The sequence below is a fragment of the Actinoplanes sp. NBRC 103695 genome (genome assembly GCF_030269485.1).
Classification (GTDB): Bacteria; Actinomycetota; Actinomycetes; order Mycobacteriales; family Micromonosporaceae; genus Actinoplanes.
In genome coordinates this window covers 497,941-512,792 of record NZ_BSTL01000001.1, presented here as the reverse complement: position 1 = coordinate 512,792, position 14,852 = coordinate 497,941, and the positions used below count along the sequence as shown (strand labels likewise).

Below are 14,852 nucleotides of genomic sequence, written 5' to 3'. Positions count from 1 at the left end.
CATTTGAGCGAGGAGCGGCCATGACCAAGTCGGTGCTGGTGACGGGCGGCACGGGATATGTCGCCGGCTGGGTGATCGCGGAGCTGCTCAACCGTGGCTACGCGGTGCGCACCACGGTCCGGAGCATGGACCGGGCCGAGTCGGTCCGCTCGGCGGTCGCCACCGACGACGCCCCGCTCACCTTCGTGGTCGCCGACCTCGGCGCGGACGACGGGTGGGACGAGGCGGTCGCCGGGACGGACTACGTGCTGCACGTCGCGTCCCCGATGAGCGACGCCGCCGACCTCGTCACCCCCGCACGGGACGGCACCCTGCGAGTGCTGCGGGCGGCGACCGCGGCCGGCGTCGAGCGGGTGGTCATGACCTCGGCGGCCAATGCGGCCAGCCCGTCGTCGTACACCGAGGAGGGCGTCACCGACGAGACGCTGTGGACCGATCCGGACGACCCGGCGCTGATCCCCTACCGCCGATCCAAGACCGTGGCCGAGAAGGCGGCCTGGGATTTCATGGCCGCGTACGACGGGCCGACCACGCTCACGACGATCCTGCCCGGCGCGGTGTTCGGGCCGCTCCTCTCGGCCGGCAACCTCGGCTCGGTGACGATCGTCCAGCGGCTGCTCAGCGGGGCGATGCCCGGCACGCCGCGGATCGGGCTCGAGGTCGTCGACGTGCGGGACCTGGCCGACATCCACCTCCGCGCGATGACCTCGCCCGCCGCGGCCGGCGAGCGGTTCCTGGCCACCGGCGAGTTCCTCTGGATGCGGGAGATGGCCGTGACCCTGCGCTCGAACCTGGGCGCCGCCGGGGCGCGCGTGCCGGCCCGGGACCTGCCGGACTTCGTCGTGAAGGCGTTCGCCCTGGTCGACAAGCCGCTGCGTTCGATCACGGTCTCCCTGGGCCGGCGCAACCAGCACAGCACCGACAAGGCGAAGCGGCTGCTCGGCTGGGTGCCGCGGCCGGCCGCCGAGACGGTCCTCGACTGCGCCCGCAGCCTGATCGCCTGGAACCTGGTGAACCGCCGCACCCTCAAGTGATGCGTATAGGTGCTCAGAGCAAAGCGACCGTGGTGCGTAGGGGTAAGCAGAGCAAAGGGGCCGCGCGTGGCACGCAGTGACTCGGTGCGGAACCGCGCCCGGCTGATCGAGGCCGCCCGGGAGGTGTTCGCCGAGCGGGGCTTCGAGGCGACGCTGGACGACATCGCCCGGCACGCCGGCCTGGGCACCGGCACCGCGTACCGGCACTTCCCCAACAAGCGGGCCATCGCCGCCGAGGTGCTCACCGAGGCGACCGAGCAGATCGTCGCCGACGCCCGGGAATCGCTGAGCGTCGACGATCCCTGGACGGCGCTGACCGGGTTCTTCACCCGCACCGGCGCCCGGCAGGCCCGCGACCGCGGCCTCTACGAGACGCTGACCGGCCAGGGCGACCAGGCCGAGCAGGAGCGCATCTGGCCGGAGATCATCGCCGCGGTCACCGAGCTGTTCCAGCGCGCGCAGCGGGCCGGCGTGGTCCGGGCGGACGCGGCGCCGCAGGACATCGCGGCGATCTTCGCGCTGCTCGGCCCGGCGTTCGCGATGAGCCGGACGTCCGGACCGGACCTGTGGCGGCGCTACCTGGCTCTGGTCCTGGACGGCCTGCGCGCCACCGATCGCCCCGAGCTGCCCGCTCCCCCGCCGCCGCTCGCCGACCTCCGGACGATCCTGCGCGCCGGCAAGTAGGCCGTCTCAGCGCCGTGTCCGAGCGGTGTCAGCGGGGCACCTCAGGCTTCGGCCATGAGATCAGGAACGGCGCTCGTCGCCGCCGCGGCCGTCTACTTCACCGCCGAGTTCATCGCGGCCGCGGCGTGGACGAATCCGCCCTACAGCTACACGTACCACTTCATCAGCAACCTCGGGGTGCACGGCCCCGCCACCGCGTTCGGGCAGTACATGTACTCACCGCTCGCGTGGGTGATGAACACCGGCTTCATCCTGTTCGGGCTGGCCGCGCTGACCGGCGTCGTCCTGCTCGAGGGCCTGTCGCGCGGTCGGCGGGTGGCGACGCTGGCGACGGCGGTCCTGCTGGCGGCCGGCAGTGTCGTGGTGGCGCTGTTCCCGGGGTCCGGCGACACCGGCACGGCCGACTATCACGGGCTGGGCGCCGTCGTGGCGTTCGTCTCCGGCAACGTGCTCGTCATCCTCCTCGGCAGCTCGCACGCGCTCCTCGGATTCTCCCGCCGGCTGGGCCGCGCCCTGGTGGCGCTCGGGATCGCCGGCCTGGCTTCGATCGTCGCCTACCGGGCCGCCACCAGCGCCGGCTTTCTGATCGGCCTCGCCGAGCGCGGCATCATCTATCCCTTCCTGATCGGCTTCATCCTCGTCGGCACGGCGCTCCGGAAGCGAGGTTCTTGACAGCCGAACACGGCCGGGCCTACCTTGCTGCCTAATTGTTAGTCAGTTTGCTAAATAATCAGGGAGCGGTGGGTTGTCCCGTCAGGCCGGCTCGTCGAAGCTGCTGCGGGCGATGAACGAGAGCGCCGCGCTGGCGCACCTCATCGACCCGGGCATGCTGACCCGCGCCGACCTGCGGCGGCTCACCGCCCTGTCCACCCCGACCATCTCCGAGGTGCTCCGCCGGCTCACCGAGGCGGGGCTCGTCGGCGTGGTCGCCCATCAGCCCCGGCGCCGGCCGGGGCCCAACGCCGAGATCTACGCGGCCAACCCGGACGCCGCGTACGCCGCGGCGATCTCGGTACGGGACGTCGGCGCGGGCGACGGCCCGTCCGTGGCGGCGGCCGCGTGCGACCTCTCCGGCGAGATCAAGGCCCGCTTCGAGTACGAGGCGGACTTCCGGGACACCGATCCGGGCGATGTCCTGGCCGAGGTGGTGAGCCGGCTCGGCCGGGTCGACCACGTGCAGCTCGGCATCTCCGGGTCCTACGACGGCCGCACCGAAACCATCCGGCACACCGAGGTGCCGGGGTTCGGGCGGCCGAAGCTGGTGCCCGACCTCATCGAGAGGCTGGGCACGACGGTGGGTGTCGACAACGACGTCAACCTGGCGGCGATCGCCGAGCGGCGGCACGGGGTGGCCCGGGACGCCGACGGCTTCGCGCTGCTGTGGCTGGGCGACGAAGGACTCGGCCTGGCCATTGACATCGGCGGCACGCTGCTGCGCGGCGCCCGTGGCGGGGCCGGCGAGATCGGCTACATGCCGATGTCCACCCTGGACGGACAGGACCTTCAGGATGTGGTCGGCGGCCCGGCGGTCCTCGCGCTGGGCCACGAGCACGGCATCTCCGGGCGTACACCTCAGGAAGTGGTCTCCAACGCGGAGCCCGGCGCCTTCTTCACCGAACTCGCCGACCGGGTCGCCGTCGGCCTGGCCGCCGTCATCGCGGTGCTCGACCCGTCCCTGGTCGTGCTGGCGGGACAGGTCGGCCGGGCGGGCGGGCACGTCCTGCGCGACGCGGTCGGCCAGGCGATGCTGCGGGCCGCTCCCCTGCAGAGCGCCATCGAGGTCACCTCCATCGACGACGACGCGGTGCTGCTCGGCGCGCTGGACGCCGGGCTGCGCACCGTCCGCGAATCCCTCATCTCCTCCATCCGCGACAGCTGATTGGACCCCCGACATGCGTAGCCGGATCCTGGCAATGGGCGCGGCAGTCATGCTCCTGGCCGCCTGCACGCCCGCCCCCAAGGAAGCCACCAAGATCGCCGATCCGGGTACGGAGGTGTCCGGCACCGTCGAGCTGTGGCACTTCTTCACCGACCGGGAGGCCGCCGCCATCGACACGGTGATCAAGGACTTCACCGCGTCGCACCCGAAGATCACCGTGAACGTGAAGTCCGGCCAGGACGACGGCAAGGTCACCCAGGCGATCGGCGCGGGCACCGGCCCGGACGTCGGCCTGTCCTACTCCACCGACATCGTCGGCAAGTTCTGCTCCTCCGGCGCGTGGGTGGACCTGAACCAGTACATCCAGCGCGACAAGGTCGACCTGGCCAAGCTGAACGCGACCACCCGGCAGTACACCGAGTTCGACGGCAAGCGGTGCGCGATGCCGTTCCTGGCCGACGCGTACGGCCTCTTCTACAACAAGGACATGTTCGCCAAGGCCGGGATAGCCGGCCCGCCGAAGACGCTGGACGAGCTGACCGAGGACGCGAAGAAACTCACGGTCAAGAACGCCGACGGTACGCTGAAGACGGTCGGTTTCCTGCCGCTGTCGGACTTCTACGAGAACTCCGCCGCGCACCTGGCCCCGATGGTCGGCGCGAAGTGGCTGACCGACGACGGCAAGTCCGCGATCGGCGCCGACCCGGCCTGGAAGACGCTGCTCACCTGGCAGAAACAGCTGGTCGACTTCTACGGCTACGCCAATCTGGTCAAGTTCAAGGCGAGCCTGGGCGACGAGTTCAGCGCGGACAACGCGTTCCAGAAGGGCCAGGTGGCGATCAACATCGACGCCGAGTTCCGGCTGGCGTTCCTCGCCGACCAGGCGCCCAAGCTCCAGTACGGTGTGGCGCCGCTGCCGACCAGCGACCCGGCCCGGTACGGCGGCGGCTACGTCACCGGCAACATCCTGGGGATCTCCAAGAACGCCAAGAACCCCGAGGCCGCCTGGGAACTGATCAAGTACCTGACCACGGACGACAAGGCGATCGCCAAGCTGGCCGAGCTGATCAAGAACGTGCCGACGACCACGGCCACCCTGGCCGACCCGAAGCTGACCGGCGACCCGAACTTCAAGGTGTTCCTGGACATCTTCGCCAACCCGAACTCGTCGACCACGCCGCCGTCGAAGTCCGGCCCGGCCTACCAGGAGACCTTCGGCCAGTTCCTGACCGAGTGGCAGTCCGGCAAGGTCAAGGACCTCGACGCGGGGCTGGCCGACGCGGACAAGAAGGTCAACGGCGTCATGCAGCTCGGCGGCTAGAGAGATGCGGTGGAAAAGGAACCTGACCACGCTGTCGTTCCTGGCGCCGATGCTGATCGGCATCGGGGTGTTCTTCCTCTACCCGCTCGCGTCCGCGGTCTACTTCTCGTTCACGGAGTTCGACCTGCTGTCGGTGCCCGAGTGGGTGGGGCTGGACAACTACCGGAAGATGGCCGACGACCCGTTCCTGCTGCAGTCGGTGCAGAACACGCTCTGGATGGTCGTCGTCTTCGTGCCGGTCCGGATCGTCAGCGCGATCGGGTTGTCGATGCTGCTGGCGCGGCTCAAGCGGGGCGCGGGCTTCTTCCGTACGGTGTTCTACCTGCCCGCCCTCGCCCCGCCGGTGGCCGCGACGATCGCGTTCGTCTACCTGCTCAAGCCGGGCACCGGGCCGGTGAACACGTTCCTCGAGCACCTCGGGCTCGACGGGCCGCTGTGGTTCAACTCCCCGGCCTGGGCCAAGCCGTCGCTGGTGCTGCTGGGCCTGTGGGGCATCGGCGACATCATGATCATCTTCTTGGCGGCGGTGCTCGGCGTGCCGGAGAGCCTGTACGAGGCGGCGGCGCTGGACGGCGCCAACGCCTGGCACCGCTTCCGTTACGTGACGCTGCCGACGATCCAGCCGGTGATCCTGTTCGCGGCGGTCACCGGTGTCATCTACACGCTGCAGTACTTCGACCAGGCGGCGGTGGCCGGCGCGATCGCCAGCGGCAACGCCACCACGGGCGGCGGCATCACGTCGTCGTTCGGCTATCCCGAGGGCTCGACTTTCACCTATCCACTGTGGCTCTACACGGTCGGCTTCAGTTACAGCGCCCTGGGATACGCCAACGCGATGGCCGTCGCGCTGTTCGTGGCGGCGCTCGCGGTGACCGTGATCCTGTTGAAACGCTCGAAGGCGTTCGCCGGGGAGGCAGAAGCATGAGGCTGGCGTGGATCGCGCGGCACAGCATCGCCATCGCGCTGACCATCATGTTCCTGGCGCCGGTGGTCTATCTGGTGCTGCTCTCGCTGATGACCAGCAACCAGGCACTGACCAGCGATTACTGGCCGAACACCTGGCACCCGGAGAACTACCTGCGGGTGTTCCAGGTGACCGAGCTGCCGCGGTACCTGCTGAACACGGTCATCTACGCGGTCGCCGCCACCGTGTTCATGCTGATCTCGAGCGTGCCGGCCGCGTACGCCCTGGCGAAGTTGAAGTTCCGCGGCCGCAACGCGCTCTTCCTGACGATCATCTGCGTGATGATGCTGCCCCCGCAGGTGGTGACCGTCCCGCTCTATCTGATGTGGGCGCGGTACGGCCTCACCGGCTCGATCTGGCCGCTGATCGTCCCGATGCTGTTCGGCGACGCGTTCAGCATCTTCCTGCTGCGCCAGTTCCTGCTCACCATCCCGGTGGAGTACCTGGACGCGGCCCGGGTGGACGGCTGCGGCGAGTGGCGGGTGCTGCTGCGCGTGGTGCTGCCGATGGCCCGCCCGGGGATCGCGGCGGCCGGCCTCTTCCAGTTCTTCTTCGCCTGGAACGACTACTACGGCCCGCTGCTCTACACCAGCGAGAACGAGAACGCGTGGACGCTGTCGCTCGGGCTGGCCTCCTTCCACAGCGTGCATCACGTGGACTGGAACCTCGTCACGGCGGCGACCGTGCTCACGATGGCGCCGATCATCATCGTGTTCTTCTTCGCGCAACGCGCGTTCGTCCAGGGCGTGACGCTCACCGGAGTGAAAGGCTGATGCTGTGAGGATCGCGGTCGTCGGCGGCGGATCGACCTACACACCGGAGCTGGTCGACGGGTTCGCCCGCCTCGGGTCGATGGTGTCCGAGCTGGTCCTGATCGACCCGGCCACCGACCGGCTGGAGGTGGTCGGCGGCCTCGCGCAACGGATCTTCCGGCACCACGGCCACCTCGGGAAGGTGAGCTGGACCAGCGACCTAGACGCCGGGGTGACCGACGCCGACGCCGCGGTGATCCAGCTGCGGGTCGGCGGGCAGGCCGCCCGGATCAGCGACGAGACCTTCCCGCTGGAATGCGACTGTGTGGGCCAGGAGACCACCGGGGCGGGCGGGCTGGCCAAGGCCTTGCGCACGGTGCCCGTGGTGCTCGACGTCGCCGAACGCATCCGGCGGCGGGCCAAACCGGGCGCCTGGATCGTCGACTTCACCAACCCGGTCGGCATCGTCACCCGCGCGCTGCTGGACGCCGGGCATCGCGCGGTCGGCCTGTGCAACGTCGCGATCGGCTTCCAGCGCCGGTTCGCCGGGCTGCTCGGCGTCGAACCTGAGCAGGTGACCCTGGACCACGTCGGCCTCAACCACCTGACCTGGGAACGCGCGGCCTATGTGGACGGTGTGGACCGGCTGCCGCAGCTGCTCGCCCAGCGCCTGCCCGAACTCGCCGCCGAGGTCGAGGTGGACGAGGAGGTTCTGCGCACGCTCAACAACGTGCCGTCGTACTACCTGAGCTACTTCTACCACCACGACCGGGTGGTGCGGGCCTCCCGGGGCGTGCCGACCCGTGGCGAGCGGGTGGCCGAGATCGAGGCGACGCTGCTGGAGATGTACCGCGACCCGGCGCTGGAGGAGAAGCCCGCGCTGCTGGGCGGGCGCGGCGGGGCCTACTACTCGGAGGCGGCGGTCGGGCTGCTCGCGGCGCTGCACGGCAAGGACGCGGACGGCGTGCACTCGGTCAACGTACGCAACGAGGGGTTTTTCGGATTCTTGCCCGCCGAGGCCGTCATCGAGGTCTCGGCGCGGGTCGGCCCCGACGGCCCGGCGCCGCTGCCGACCACCCCGGTCCCGCCCGGCATGGCCGGCCTCATCACGCACGTCTCCGGCTACGAGGAACTCGCGCTCCAGGCGGCCCTGCGCGGCGGACGCCAGCGGGTCTACCGGGCCCTGCTCGCGCACCCGCTGGTCGGCCAGCACGAGACCGCCGACGCGCTGACCGACAAGCTCATCGCGGCCGGCCGCCGGCATCTGGCCTGGGCTCGATGAGCCTTTTCCTCGCCGCGGACGGTGGCAATTCCAAGACCGACCTCGTTCTGGGTACGCCGGACGGTGAGATCCTGAGCCTGGTGCGCGGGCCGACCACCTCCCCGCATGTGGTGGGCCTGGCACAGGCGATGGACACCCTCGGCGACCTGGTGACCGCGGCCTTCCTGAAGGCGCGCATGCCCCCTGGCACACCGATCGACCTGATCGCCGTCTACCTGGCCGGCGCAGACCTGCCCGCCGAGGTCGCCCAGCTGGAAGAGGCCGTATCGGCGCGGCGCTGGGCCGGACGGTCCATCGTGGACAACGACTGCTTCGCGCTGATGCGGGCGGGCACCTCGATGCCGGACGCGGTGGCCGTGGTCTGCGGCGCCGGCACCAACTGCGTGGGACGCGCGGCGGACGGCCGGACCGCCCGGTTCCCCGCCCTCGGCCCGATCTCCGGCGACTGGGGCGGCGGGCACGATCTCGCCGAGCACACCCTGCGGCTGGCGGCCCGCGGCGAGGACGGCCGCGGTGACCCGACCGCGCTGTCGGCGGCCGTGGCGGCGCACTTCGACCGGCCCACCGTCGAGGCGGTCAGCATCGCCCTGCACCTCGGCGAGCTCCCGATGTCCGCGGTCCACGAGCTGTCCCCGATGCTGTTCGAGGTGGCCGCCGGAGGCGACGCGGTGGCCGGTGGGCTGATCCGCCGCCAGGCCGAAGAGATCCTCGCCCAGCACCGCGTCGCGGCCGGCCGTCTCGGCCTGCTCGCCGCCCCGCACGCCCTGGTCCTCGGCGGCGGCGTCCTCCAGGCCCGGCACCCGCAACTGCACGACCAGGTGGTCGAGGGCGCGCGCGAGCTGGCCCCGAAAGTCGAGATCAGCGTCCTGGACACCCCGCCGGTGGTCGGCGCCGCCTTGCTCGCGGTCGACGCCCTCGGCACCGCCGCCACGGCCGAACCTCTGATCCGCGCCGATCCCCTAGTCTCGACCGGTGATCGATAACCTGGACGGCGACCTGACCAGGGCGGACTCCCTGGCACGGGAGATCTTCTCGGACGTGGCCAACAAGTGGGCGTTCCTGATCATCGAGTTCCTCGGCCAGGGCACCCTGCGCTTCAGCGAGCTCCGCGACAAGGTCGGCGGCATCAGCCACAAGATGCTCACCCAGAACCTGCGGATGCTGGAGCGCAACGGGCTGGTCGTGCGGACCGTCCACCCGACCGTCCCGCCCAAGGTCGAGTACTCCCTCACCCGGGCCGGCGAGGGCCTGCGCGCGGTCGTCGACGGGATGTGCGGCTGGACCCAGCAGTTCCTCGAGCACATCGAGACGTCCCGCCGCAACTTCGACGACTAATCGAGCACCGCGGTCGCCTCGACCTCGACCAGGTGCTCGGGCACGTCGAGCGCCACGATGCCGAACAGCGACGCCGGTGGACGCGCCTCGACGCCGAGCTTCGCGAACGCCCGGCCGATCCCGTCCAGCAGCTCGGGCATCCGGTCCGGCGTCCAGTCGACGACGTGCACGGTCAGCTTGACCACATCGGCGAACGACGCCCCGACCCCGGCCAGCGCGGTGGCGACGTTGAGATAGCACTGCTCGACCTGGGTGGCCAGGTCACCGTCGGCGCCCCAGGACACCTGACCCGCCACGTGGATCAGCCGGGAGCCGGTGGCCACCGACACCTGCCGGTACACGTCGATCTCCGGCAGGCCGGGCGGATTCACCAGGGTGACAGCCATCAGAGGAACTCCTTCCACATCGGTTGTCCACGACCGTAGGAGACCGCCGCTGAGCTGGGAAGGAGGCACTTTTTCGTTACTCGGTCACTTTCTGGTGCCCTGGCGCTGCCCTTCCAGATAGGCGGCCACGGCCTCGTCGTCGCTCAGCTCGGCGGCCCGCGCGTACGCGTCGGCGGCCTCACCGGGACGGCCCGCGCGAGCCAGCAGGTTGGCGCGGGTCGCGTGGTACGGCTGGAACGCCGCCGCGTCGGCGACCCCGTCGAGCACCGCCAGGCCCGCCGCCGGGCCGTCGATCCGGCCGGTCACCGCGGCCAGCGCCACCCGGCTGCCCAGGCTGGGCTCCACCGCGTTCAGCGCCGTGTAGAGGGTGCGCAGCGCCGGCCAGTCCGTGACACCGGAGCGCGCCCGGTCGCAGTGCACCGCCTGGATCGCCGCCTCCAGCTGGAAGCGGCCGGGCGTGCCGGGTCGCGTCGCCCGGGCCAGGTACGACTCCCCCTCGGCGATCAGCCGCGCGTCCCACACCGCCGGGTCCTGCTCGTCCAGCGGCACGTACGCCGGGCCGCTCCCCGGCGCCCGCGCCATCGACAGGGAGATCAGCGCGGCCAGCGCCCACGCCTCCGGCTCGGACTCCAGCAGGGCCGCCAGGGCGACCGCCAAGTACTGGGCCTCGTTGTACTGGGCCTCGTTGTACTGGGCCTCGCGGCCCGGCCGGCTGATCGCATAGCAGCCGTAGACCGCCTCCAGCACCGCCGGCAACCGCTCCGGCATCGCCTGCCGGTCCGGCACCACAAACGGGATGCGCGCCTCCTTGATCTTGCGCTTGGCCCGGACCAGGCGCTGGGCCATCGCGGCCGGCGGCACGGCCAGCGCGGTGGCGATCCGGGCGGCCTCGAAACCCAGGACGGTCTGGAGCATGAGCGGTGTGCGTACGCTCGCATCGATCCCCGGGTGACCACACACGAAGAGCAACCGGAGCCGCTCGTCCGGGATCGCGTCCGGGTCGACGTCGTCGAACGGCGCGTAGGCGTCGGCGCCGGTGTCCGTGGCGGCCTCCAGCGGGGCCCGCGTGCGGTGGGCCGCCGACTTCCAGACGTCGCGCAGGCGGTTGCGGGCCACGGTGAGCAGCCACCCTTCGGGGTTGTCCGGCACGCCCGTCTCCGGCCACGTCGCCAGGGCGCGTTCAAAGGCCCCGGCCACGGCGTCCTCGGCCAGCGCGAGGTCTCCGGCGGGTGCTGCCAGAAGAGCGACGATCCTGCCGTACGCGGCGCGGGCGACGTGCTCGGCCGCCGCCCGCGCCGCAGGCGCTCTGCCTTCAGTCATGTCAGGGGCGGCGGCGGGACTGAGGACGGCGAGTTCGGTTGCCAGGTGCCGTCGACCACGTGGACGGCGCCGGGGCGGATCTCGACCGTGCCCCAGGTGGCCGCCGGCGCCTGCCGGGCCCAGCCGATCGCCGCGTCCAGGTCCGCCACATCGATCACGAAGGTGCCGCCGAGCTGCTCCTTCGTGTCCGCGAACGGGCCGTCCTGGACGCGCACCTGACCGTCGGTCACTCGCACCGTGGTGCTGTTCGGCGACGGCTGCAACACCTCGCCGGAGATCAGCAACCCGGCCTGGTGCAGCGTCGCCGCGTAGCTGGCGAAGGCCTTCTGCGCCTCGGCCAGCACCTCCTCGCCGAGGTCCTCCGGGCTCGCCTCGACGTAGTGCAACAGCAGCGTGTAACGCATGATGCGGATCCTCTCACCTCGGTGTTCGTGCCTGCACCGGGATGACGATCGAGCCCGCCGCCGATCGACACGCCCCGGTTTGTGATGCCGGGGGTGCGCCGAAGCCTCTTCATGTCGCATGATCTACCGCCATGCGCGTCGTCGTCGTTCCGGCTCCGATCGTGGCCAGCGGCCACGGCACACCCACCGTCTGCGCCCGGCACGGCGAACCGGCCACGTCACGCCACGAGCTGGTGTTCCGCTCGCGGGTGCCCGGCTGGCTGGTCCTGCTCTATCTCGTCATCGGGCCGGTGCTGGCGGCCCTGATCGCGGTGCTCATCCAGCGCAAGGTGCCCACCCCGGCGTGGCCGTTCTGCCCGCGCTGCGACCAGTCGCTGCTGGTCCGGCGGGTCGTGCTCGCCGCCATCTTCGCGGTCGCCGGCGTCTGCGGCGCCGTGGGCGTGGCCGGTATCGTCCTCGCCGGCGACGGCCAGTCCGGCGTCCCCGTGTTCGCCCTGGTCGTGACCGCGTTGCTGATCTTCGCCGGGCTGCGGGCGGTCACCCTGGCCACCCGCGGGCGGGTCGCCAACGGGTACGTCGCGGAGAACGGGATGACCGTCGAGTTCCGCAACCCCGACCCCGAGTTCCTGCGGCAGATCGGCGCGGCCAAGGCTGAGTTCCACCGTTACATGACCGCCGGACAGCCCGTGGTGAGCGCCCCGCCCCCGTTCTGACGCCCTCTTCGCCTTCCCCCTCCCGCGCCGTTCCCTTTCGGGCGGTCCCTCCCGCGCGGTTCTCGTTCCGACTGGATCGGCTCGGCTCGATGGGCGAGGATGGCGTTCGTGCCGATTCGGTCCGCTGTTCGTGTCATTGGCCATCCGCAGACCACCGTCGTCCTCCGGGGCACGAGTGGACCGCCCGAAGCCGTGGTCGTCGCGCTGCCCCGGGAGGCTGCCCGGCACACCGTCATCGTCGCGGCCGACCCGCCGCTGCCGGTGGCCGAACTCGCCGCGATCCTCGCCGACCGGCTCCCGGTGGGCTGCGCGTCCATCCGGCTGGTGCTGTCCCACGCCGGCCGCCCCGACGTCGCCCGGCCACTCTCCGACCGGCTGCGCCTCGAGGTGGTGGCCCCCAACGGCGCTGTGACGTTGCTGCCCGGCGGCCGGGTGTTCGTGTCCGGCGGCGACTGGACCGCGTACCGCCCCGGCCAGCCACCGGTCCGCCAGGGCCCACGCCATCCCGCGCCGTCGTGGGAAGCTCCGGTACCGCCCGGATTCGCCGCCACGCCCTCCGGCCTGTGGCTGCACGGCGGTGCCGGCCCGACCCTGCCGCCCGCGCTCCTGGCGATCCCGGTCGACCCCGCGCAGCCCACGGTCGTGGTCGGCCACCCCGGCGCACCGATCGACGACGCCCCGGCCCTGGCCGACCTTCCCCGGGCCGTCCGGCGGCGGATGCTGCTGGTGCCGTACGGTCCGGACAGCTCTCGCCTGCACCGCGTCGCGGAGCGGTTGGCGGCCCGCGACGGCGGCACCATCGAGGTGCTGGCCGGGGTGCCCGACACCGGCCCGCGCGGCGAGCCCGTCCTCACCACCGTGGACCCGGCCGGGCGTAGGGGATGGCAGCCACTCGGGTCACGGTTCCGCTACCGGGCCGCGGCCGCACCCGAGGCGATCGCCGCCCGCGCTGTGGGTGCCGGTGATCTCGTGACCGAGGTTGTCCGGGCCGGTCTGTGGCTGCGCGGCGACCACGACGGCGACGCGGACGCGGCGCGCCGGGTGCCGGCAGACGCCCACCCACTGCTGGTGCTGGGGTCGACGGCACTCGCCGACGTAGCCGCCCTGCCGGGCCGGGTGACAGCCCTGGCGCCGTCATTGCCCGGGCTACGGCTTGTGGTGATACGCCCGCCCGCCGACGGCCGGGCACCACAGTGGCGCGAGCTGACCGAGAAGTACGGCCCGGTCCTGGCCGTGGTCGGCGAAGGCGAGCTGGCAGCCCTACCCGCCTCCGAACAGCTGGGCACCGGCGAATACCCGCTGATCACCCCTCGACTCACTATCCCTCACCGGTCGACGACCGCTAACTCGCCGGCGTCCGCCGGTCCCTCGCTCGCTGATTCCACATCGGCACCGGCCGCCATTCCGGCGGTGCCCGCCGACACCGCGCCCGCAGGTTCCCAACCGGATGCTGAAGCGGCAGGCGCAGAAGAAACGCGCATCCCATCCGCCGCCCATCCTGCCATGCCGGACCGATCGCCAACGCCTGTCCGCACGTCGCCCGCTCCGGTCGCTGCGCCTGACGTCACGCGGCTGACAACCGCCGACCTCATCCCCGAAGCCGCCACGAACGGACCCCGGCGCGAACTTCCGGGGCAGGCGGTCTACGCCGCCTGGCTGCCCCCGGAGAACGCCTGGGCACCCGGCCAGGTACTGGCGACCGAAGGCCCGGCCACAGCGGTAACAGCCGACATCGCACCCCACGAGGCGCTCGTCCTGGTCTGGTCAATCAGTGGGCGACCGCGCGAGTACCGAGCCGTGGAGTTCCCGGCAGACACCCGGTTCCGTGTGCTCGCGGTGGATGGTCCGGCAACCGAGCCGTCACGGGTCCTCCTTCGCGAACTCGCCGCCCTTGACGACCGCTCCGACGACGCGGTCCGCGAGTCCCTCCGCCGTCTGGCCGCCGCCCGCCGGCGGGCAACAGCGAGCGTCGGCTGACCGGCCCAAACCCCTGACTCCAGTCCAGCAAGGACACCCCACTTGGCAACGCTTGGCACCACGCGGATCACTCCGCGAGGACAGCCGCGCCACTCGGCCCACTCGGCGAGGCGAGGCGCGGCGCGACTCACTCGGCGCGGCGCGACTCACTCGGCGAGGGCGGGCGCGGCGCGGCTCACTCGGCGAGGCTGGGGGCGCGGTGGGACCAGCGGTGTTCGCGGACCTCGCCGACGATGAAGCGGGCCACGTCGACGCGGGCGATCTTCCAGCCGTGTTCGGGGGCCGAGTTGTCGGTCACCCGGTAGGCGCCGCCGGACGGGCTGTCCCGCAGGTACGTCGGCCGGACGAACGTCCAGTCGAGGCGGCTGGCGCGCACGATCTCCTCCAGGCGGGCCATGTCCGCGTACAGGTCTCTGCCGATGGGTCTGATGAGACGCCGGTACCACCAGGACAGGTGCGGGTCGTCGGGTCGCACCCCTACCGACGTGATGGCCAGGTAGCGGTCGACCCCGGCCTCCCGCATCGCCGCGACGGTGGCTCTGGCGCCGTCGGAATAGAGGTTGCCCGCCTTGCGGCCGGGCGCCCCGATGGCGGACACGACCGCGTCCTGGCCGCGTACCACCTCGGTCAGGCTGTCCGCGTCCCGGACGTCCGCGTTCACCACCCGCACACCGTCCGGGAAGGCCGCCGGGGAACGCACCGCGGCCGTGACCTCGAAGCCCGCACGCAAGGCCTCTTCGACGATGAGCTGGCCGGTGCGCCCGGCGGCGCCGAGCACGACGATGGCGGCCATGTCGCACC

At 71.6% G+C, this 14,852-nt stretch carries 16 protein-coding genes; 12 read left to right on the top strand and 4 right to left on the bottom strand.

Annotation, left to right across the window (positions count from 1 at the left end):
- Window positions 1-20 precede the first annotated feature (20 nt).
- The 10 genes from QSK31_RS02155 to QSK31_RS02110 all read left to right on the top strand — a co-directional run bounded on the left by QSK31_RS02155 (window position 21) and on the right by QSK31_RS02110 (window position 9,251).
- A complete protein-coding gene (locus QSK31_RS02155; protein ID WP_285680357.1) occupies window positions 21-1,034 on the top strand; it encodes an NAD-dependent epimerase/dehydratase family protein in 1,014 nt (337 codons plus the stop codon).
- A gap of 66 nt (window positions 1,035-1,100) precedes the next feature.
- On the top strand, window positions 1,101-1,718 hold the full coding sequence (locus tag QSK31_RS02150; RefSeq protein ID WP_285680355.1) for a TetR family transcriptional regulator: 618 nt from the start codon (window positions 1,101-1,103) through the stop codon (window positions 1,716-1,718).
- 54 nt (window positions 1,719-1,772) lie between these two features.
- Window positions 1,773-2,390, top strand: a complete 618-nt coding sequence (locus tag QSK31_RS02145; protein WP_285680353.1) for a DUF998 domain-containing protein — start codon at window positions 1,773-1,775, stop codon at window positions 2,388-2,390.
- Between the two features lie 73 nt (window positions 2,391-2,463).
- A complete protein-coding gene (locus QSK31_RS02140; protein ID WP_285680351.1) occupies window positions 2,464-3,597 on the top strand; it encodes an ROK family transcriptional regulator in 1,134 nt (377 codons plus the stop codon).
- A gap of 13 nt (window positions 3,598-3,610) precedes the next feature.
- Window positions 3,611-4,918, top strand: a complete 1,308-nt coding sequence (locus tag QSK31_RS02135; RefSeq protein WP_285680350.1) for an ABC transporter substrate-binding protein — start codon at window positions 3,611-3,613, stop codon at window positions 4,916-4,918.
- 4 nt (window positions 4,919-4,922) lie between these two features.
- On the top strand, window positions 4,923-5,843 hold the full coding sequence (locus QSK31_RS02130) for a carbohydrate ABC transporter permease (RefSeq protein ID WP_285680349.1): 921 nt from the start codon (window positions 4,923-4,925) through the stop codon (window positions 5,841-5,843).
- A complete protein-coding gene (locus QSK31_RS02125) occupies window positions 5,840-6,655 on the top strand; it encodes a carbohydrate ABC transporter permease (protein WP_285680348.1) in 816 nt (271 codons plus the stop codon). Before QSK31_RS02130 ends, QSK31_RS02125 begins: the two co-directional genes overlap by 4 nt.
- Window positions 6,656-6,659: 4 nt before the next feature.
- Window positions 6,660-7,916 (top strand): family 4 glycosyl hydrolase, encoded by a 1,257-nt coding sequence (locus QSK31_RS02120; RefSeq protein WP_285680347.1) that lies wholly within the window; start codon window positions 6,660-6,662, stop codon window positions 7,914-7,916.
- The gene (locus tag QSK31_RS02115; RefSeq protein WP_285680346.1) at window positions 7,913-8,899 is read left to right on the top strand and encodes an N-acetylglucosamine kinase; all 987 of its coding nucleotides are present in this window, start codon (window positions 7,913-7,915) and stop codon (window positions 8,897-8,899) included. The genes QSK31_RS02120 and QSK31_RS02115 overlap by 4 nt, the downstream gene beginning before the upstream one ends.
- Window positions 8,889-9,251: a winged helix-turn-helix transcriptional regulator gene (locus QSK31_RS02110; protein ID WP_285680345.1), complete on the top strand. Its 363-nt coding sequence runs from the start codon at window positions 8,889-8,891 to the stop codon at window positions 9,249-9,251. The genes QSK31_RS02115 and QSK31_RS02110 overlap by 11 nt, the downstream gene beginning before the upstream one ends.
- Here the strand turns inward: QSK31_RS02110 and QSK31_RS02105 are convergent.
- The 3 genes from QSK31_RS02105 to QSK31_RS02095 all read right to left on the bottom strand — a co-directional run bounded on the left by QSK31_RS02105 (window position 9,248) and on the right by QSK31_RS02095 (window position 11,361).
- On the bottom strand, window positions 9,248-9,637 hold the full coding sequence (locus QSK31_RS02105; RefSeq protein ID WP_285680343.1) for a RidA family protein: 390 nt from the start codon (window positions 9,635-9,637) through the stop codon (window positions 9,248-9,250). The genes QSK31_RS02110 and QSK31_RS02105 overlap by 4 nt on opposite strands.
- An 84-nt stretch (window positions 9,638-9,721) precedes the next feature.
- Window positions 9,722-10,957 (bottom strand): RNA polymerase sigma factor, encoded by a 1,236-nt coding sequence (locus QSK31_RS02100; protein ID WP_285680342.1) that lies wholly within the window; start codon window positions 10,955-10,957, stop codon window positions 9,722-9,724.
- Window positions 10,954-11,361, bottom strand: a complete 408-nt coding sequence (locus QSK31_RS02095) for a YciI family protein (RefSeq protein WP_285680341.1) — start codon at window positions 11,359-11,361, stop codon at window positions 10,954-10,956. The genes QSK31_RS02100 and QSK31_RS02095 overlap by 4 nt, the downstream gene beginning before the upstream one ends.
- Window positions 11,362-11,492: 131 nt before the next feature.
- Between QSK31_RS02095 and QSK31_RS02090 the strand changes: the two genes are divergently transcribed.
- Entirely contained in the window at window positions 11,493-12,074 is a 582-nt protein-coding gene (locus QSK31_RS02090; RefSeq protein WP_285680340.1) for a hypothetical protein, read from the top strand.
- A gap of 108 nt (window positions 12,075-12,182) precedes the next feature.
- Window positions 12,183-14,051, top strand: coding sequence for a hypothetical protein (locus tag QSK31_RS02085; RefSeq protein ID WP_285680339.1), 1,869 nt, complete (start codon window positions 12,183-12,185; stop codon window positions 14,049-14,051).
- A gap of 175 nt (window positions 14,052-14,226) precedes the next feature.
- Here QSK31_RS02085 and QSK31_RS02080 read toward each other — a convergent pair whose 3' ends face one another.
- Window positions 14,227-14,844: an NAD(P)-dependent oxidoreductase gene (locus QSK31_RS02080; protein ID WP_285680338.1), complete on the bottom strand. Its 618-nt coding sequence runs from the start codon at window positions 14,842-14,844 to the stop codon at window positions 14,227-14,229.
- Between the last annotated feature and the right edge of the window lie 8 nt (window positions 14,845-14,852).

What these genes read in the sequence shown, in the direction of transcription:
- QSK31_RS02155 (WP_285680357.1), top strand. Translation starts at nt 21, where the DNA reads ATGACCAAGTCGGTGCTGGTGACGGGCGGCACGGGATATGTCGCCGGC.
- QSK31_RS02145 (WP_285680353.1), top strand. Translation starts at nt 1,773, where the DNA reads ATGAGATCAGGAACGGCGCTCGTCGCCGCCGCGGCCGTCTACTTCACC.
- QSK31_RS02135 (WP_285680350.1), top strand. Translation starts at nt 3,611, where the DNA reads ATGCGTAGCCGGATCCTGGCAATGGGCGCGGCAGTCATGCTCCTGGCC.
- QSK31_RS02130 (WP_285680349.1), top strand. Translation starts at nt 4,923, where the DNA reads ATGCGGTGGAAAAGGAACCTGACCACGCTGTCGTTCCTGGCGCCGATG.
- QSK31_RS02125 (WP_285680348.1), top strand. Translation starts at nt 5,840, where the DNA reads ATGAGGCTGGCGTGGATCGCGCGGCACAGCATCGCCATCGCGCTGACC.
- QSK31_RS02115 (WP_285680346.1), top strand. Translation starts at nt 7,913, where the DNA reads ATGAGCCTTTTCCTCGCCGCGGACGGTGGCAATTCCAAGACCGACCTC.
- QSK31_RS02105 (WP_285680343.1), bottom strand. Translation starts at nt 9,637, where the DNA reads ATGGCTGTCACCCTGGTGAATCCGCCCGGCCTGCCGGAGATCGACGTG.
- QSK31_RS02100 (WP_285680342.1), bottom strand. Translation starts at nt 10,957, where the DNA reads ATGACTGAAGGCAGAGCGCCTGCGGCGCGGGCGGCGGCCGAGCACGTC.
- QSK31_RS02095 (WP_285680341.1), bottom strand. Translation starts at nt 11,361, where the DNA reads ATGCGTTACACGCTGCTGTTGCACTACGTCGAGGCGAGCCCGGAGGAC.
- QSK31_RS02090 (WP_285680340.1), top strand. Translation starts at nt 11,493, where the DNA reads ATGCGCGTCGTCGTCGTTCCGGCTCCGATCGTGGCCAGCGGCCACGGC.
- QSK31_RS02080 (WP_285680338.1), bottom strand. Translation starts at nt 14,844, where the DNA reads ATGGCCGCCATCGTCGTGCTCGGCGCCGCCGGGCGCACCGGCCAGCTC.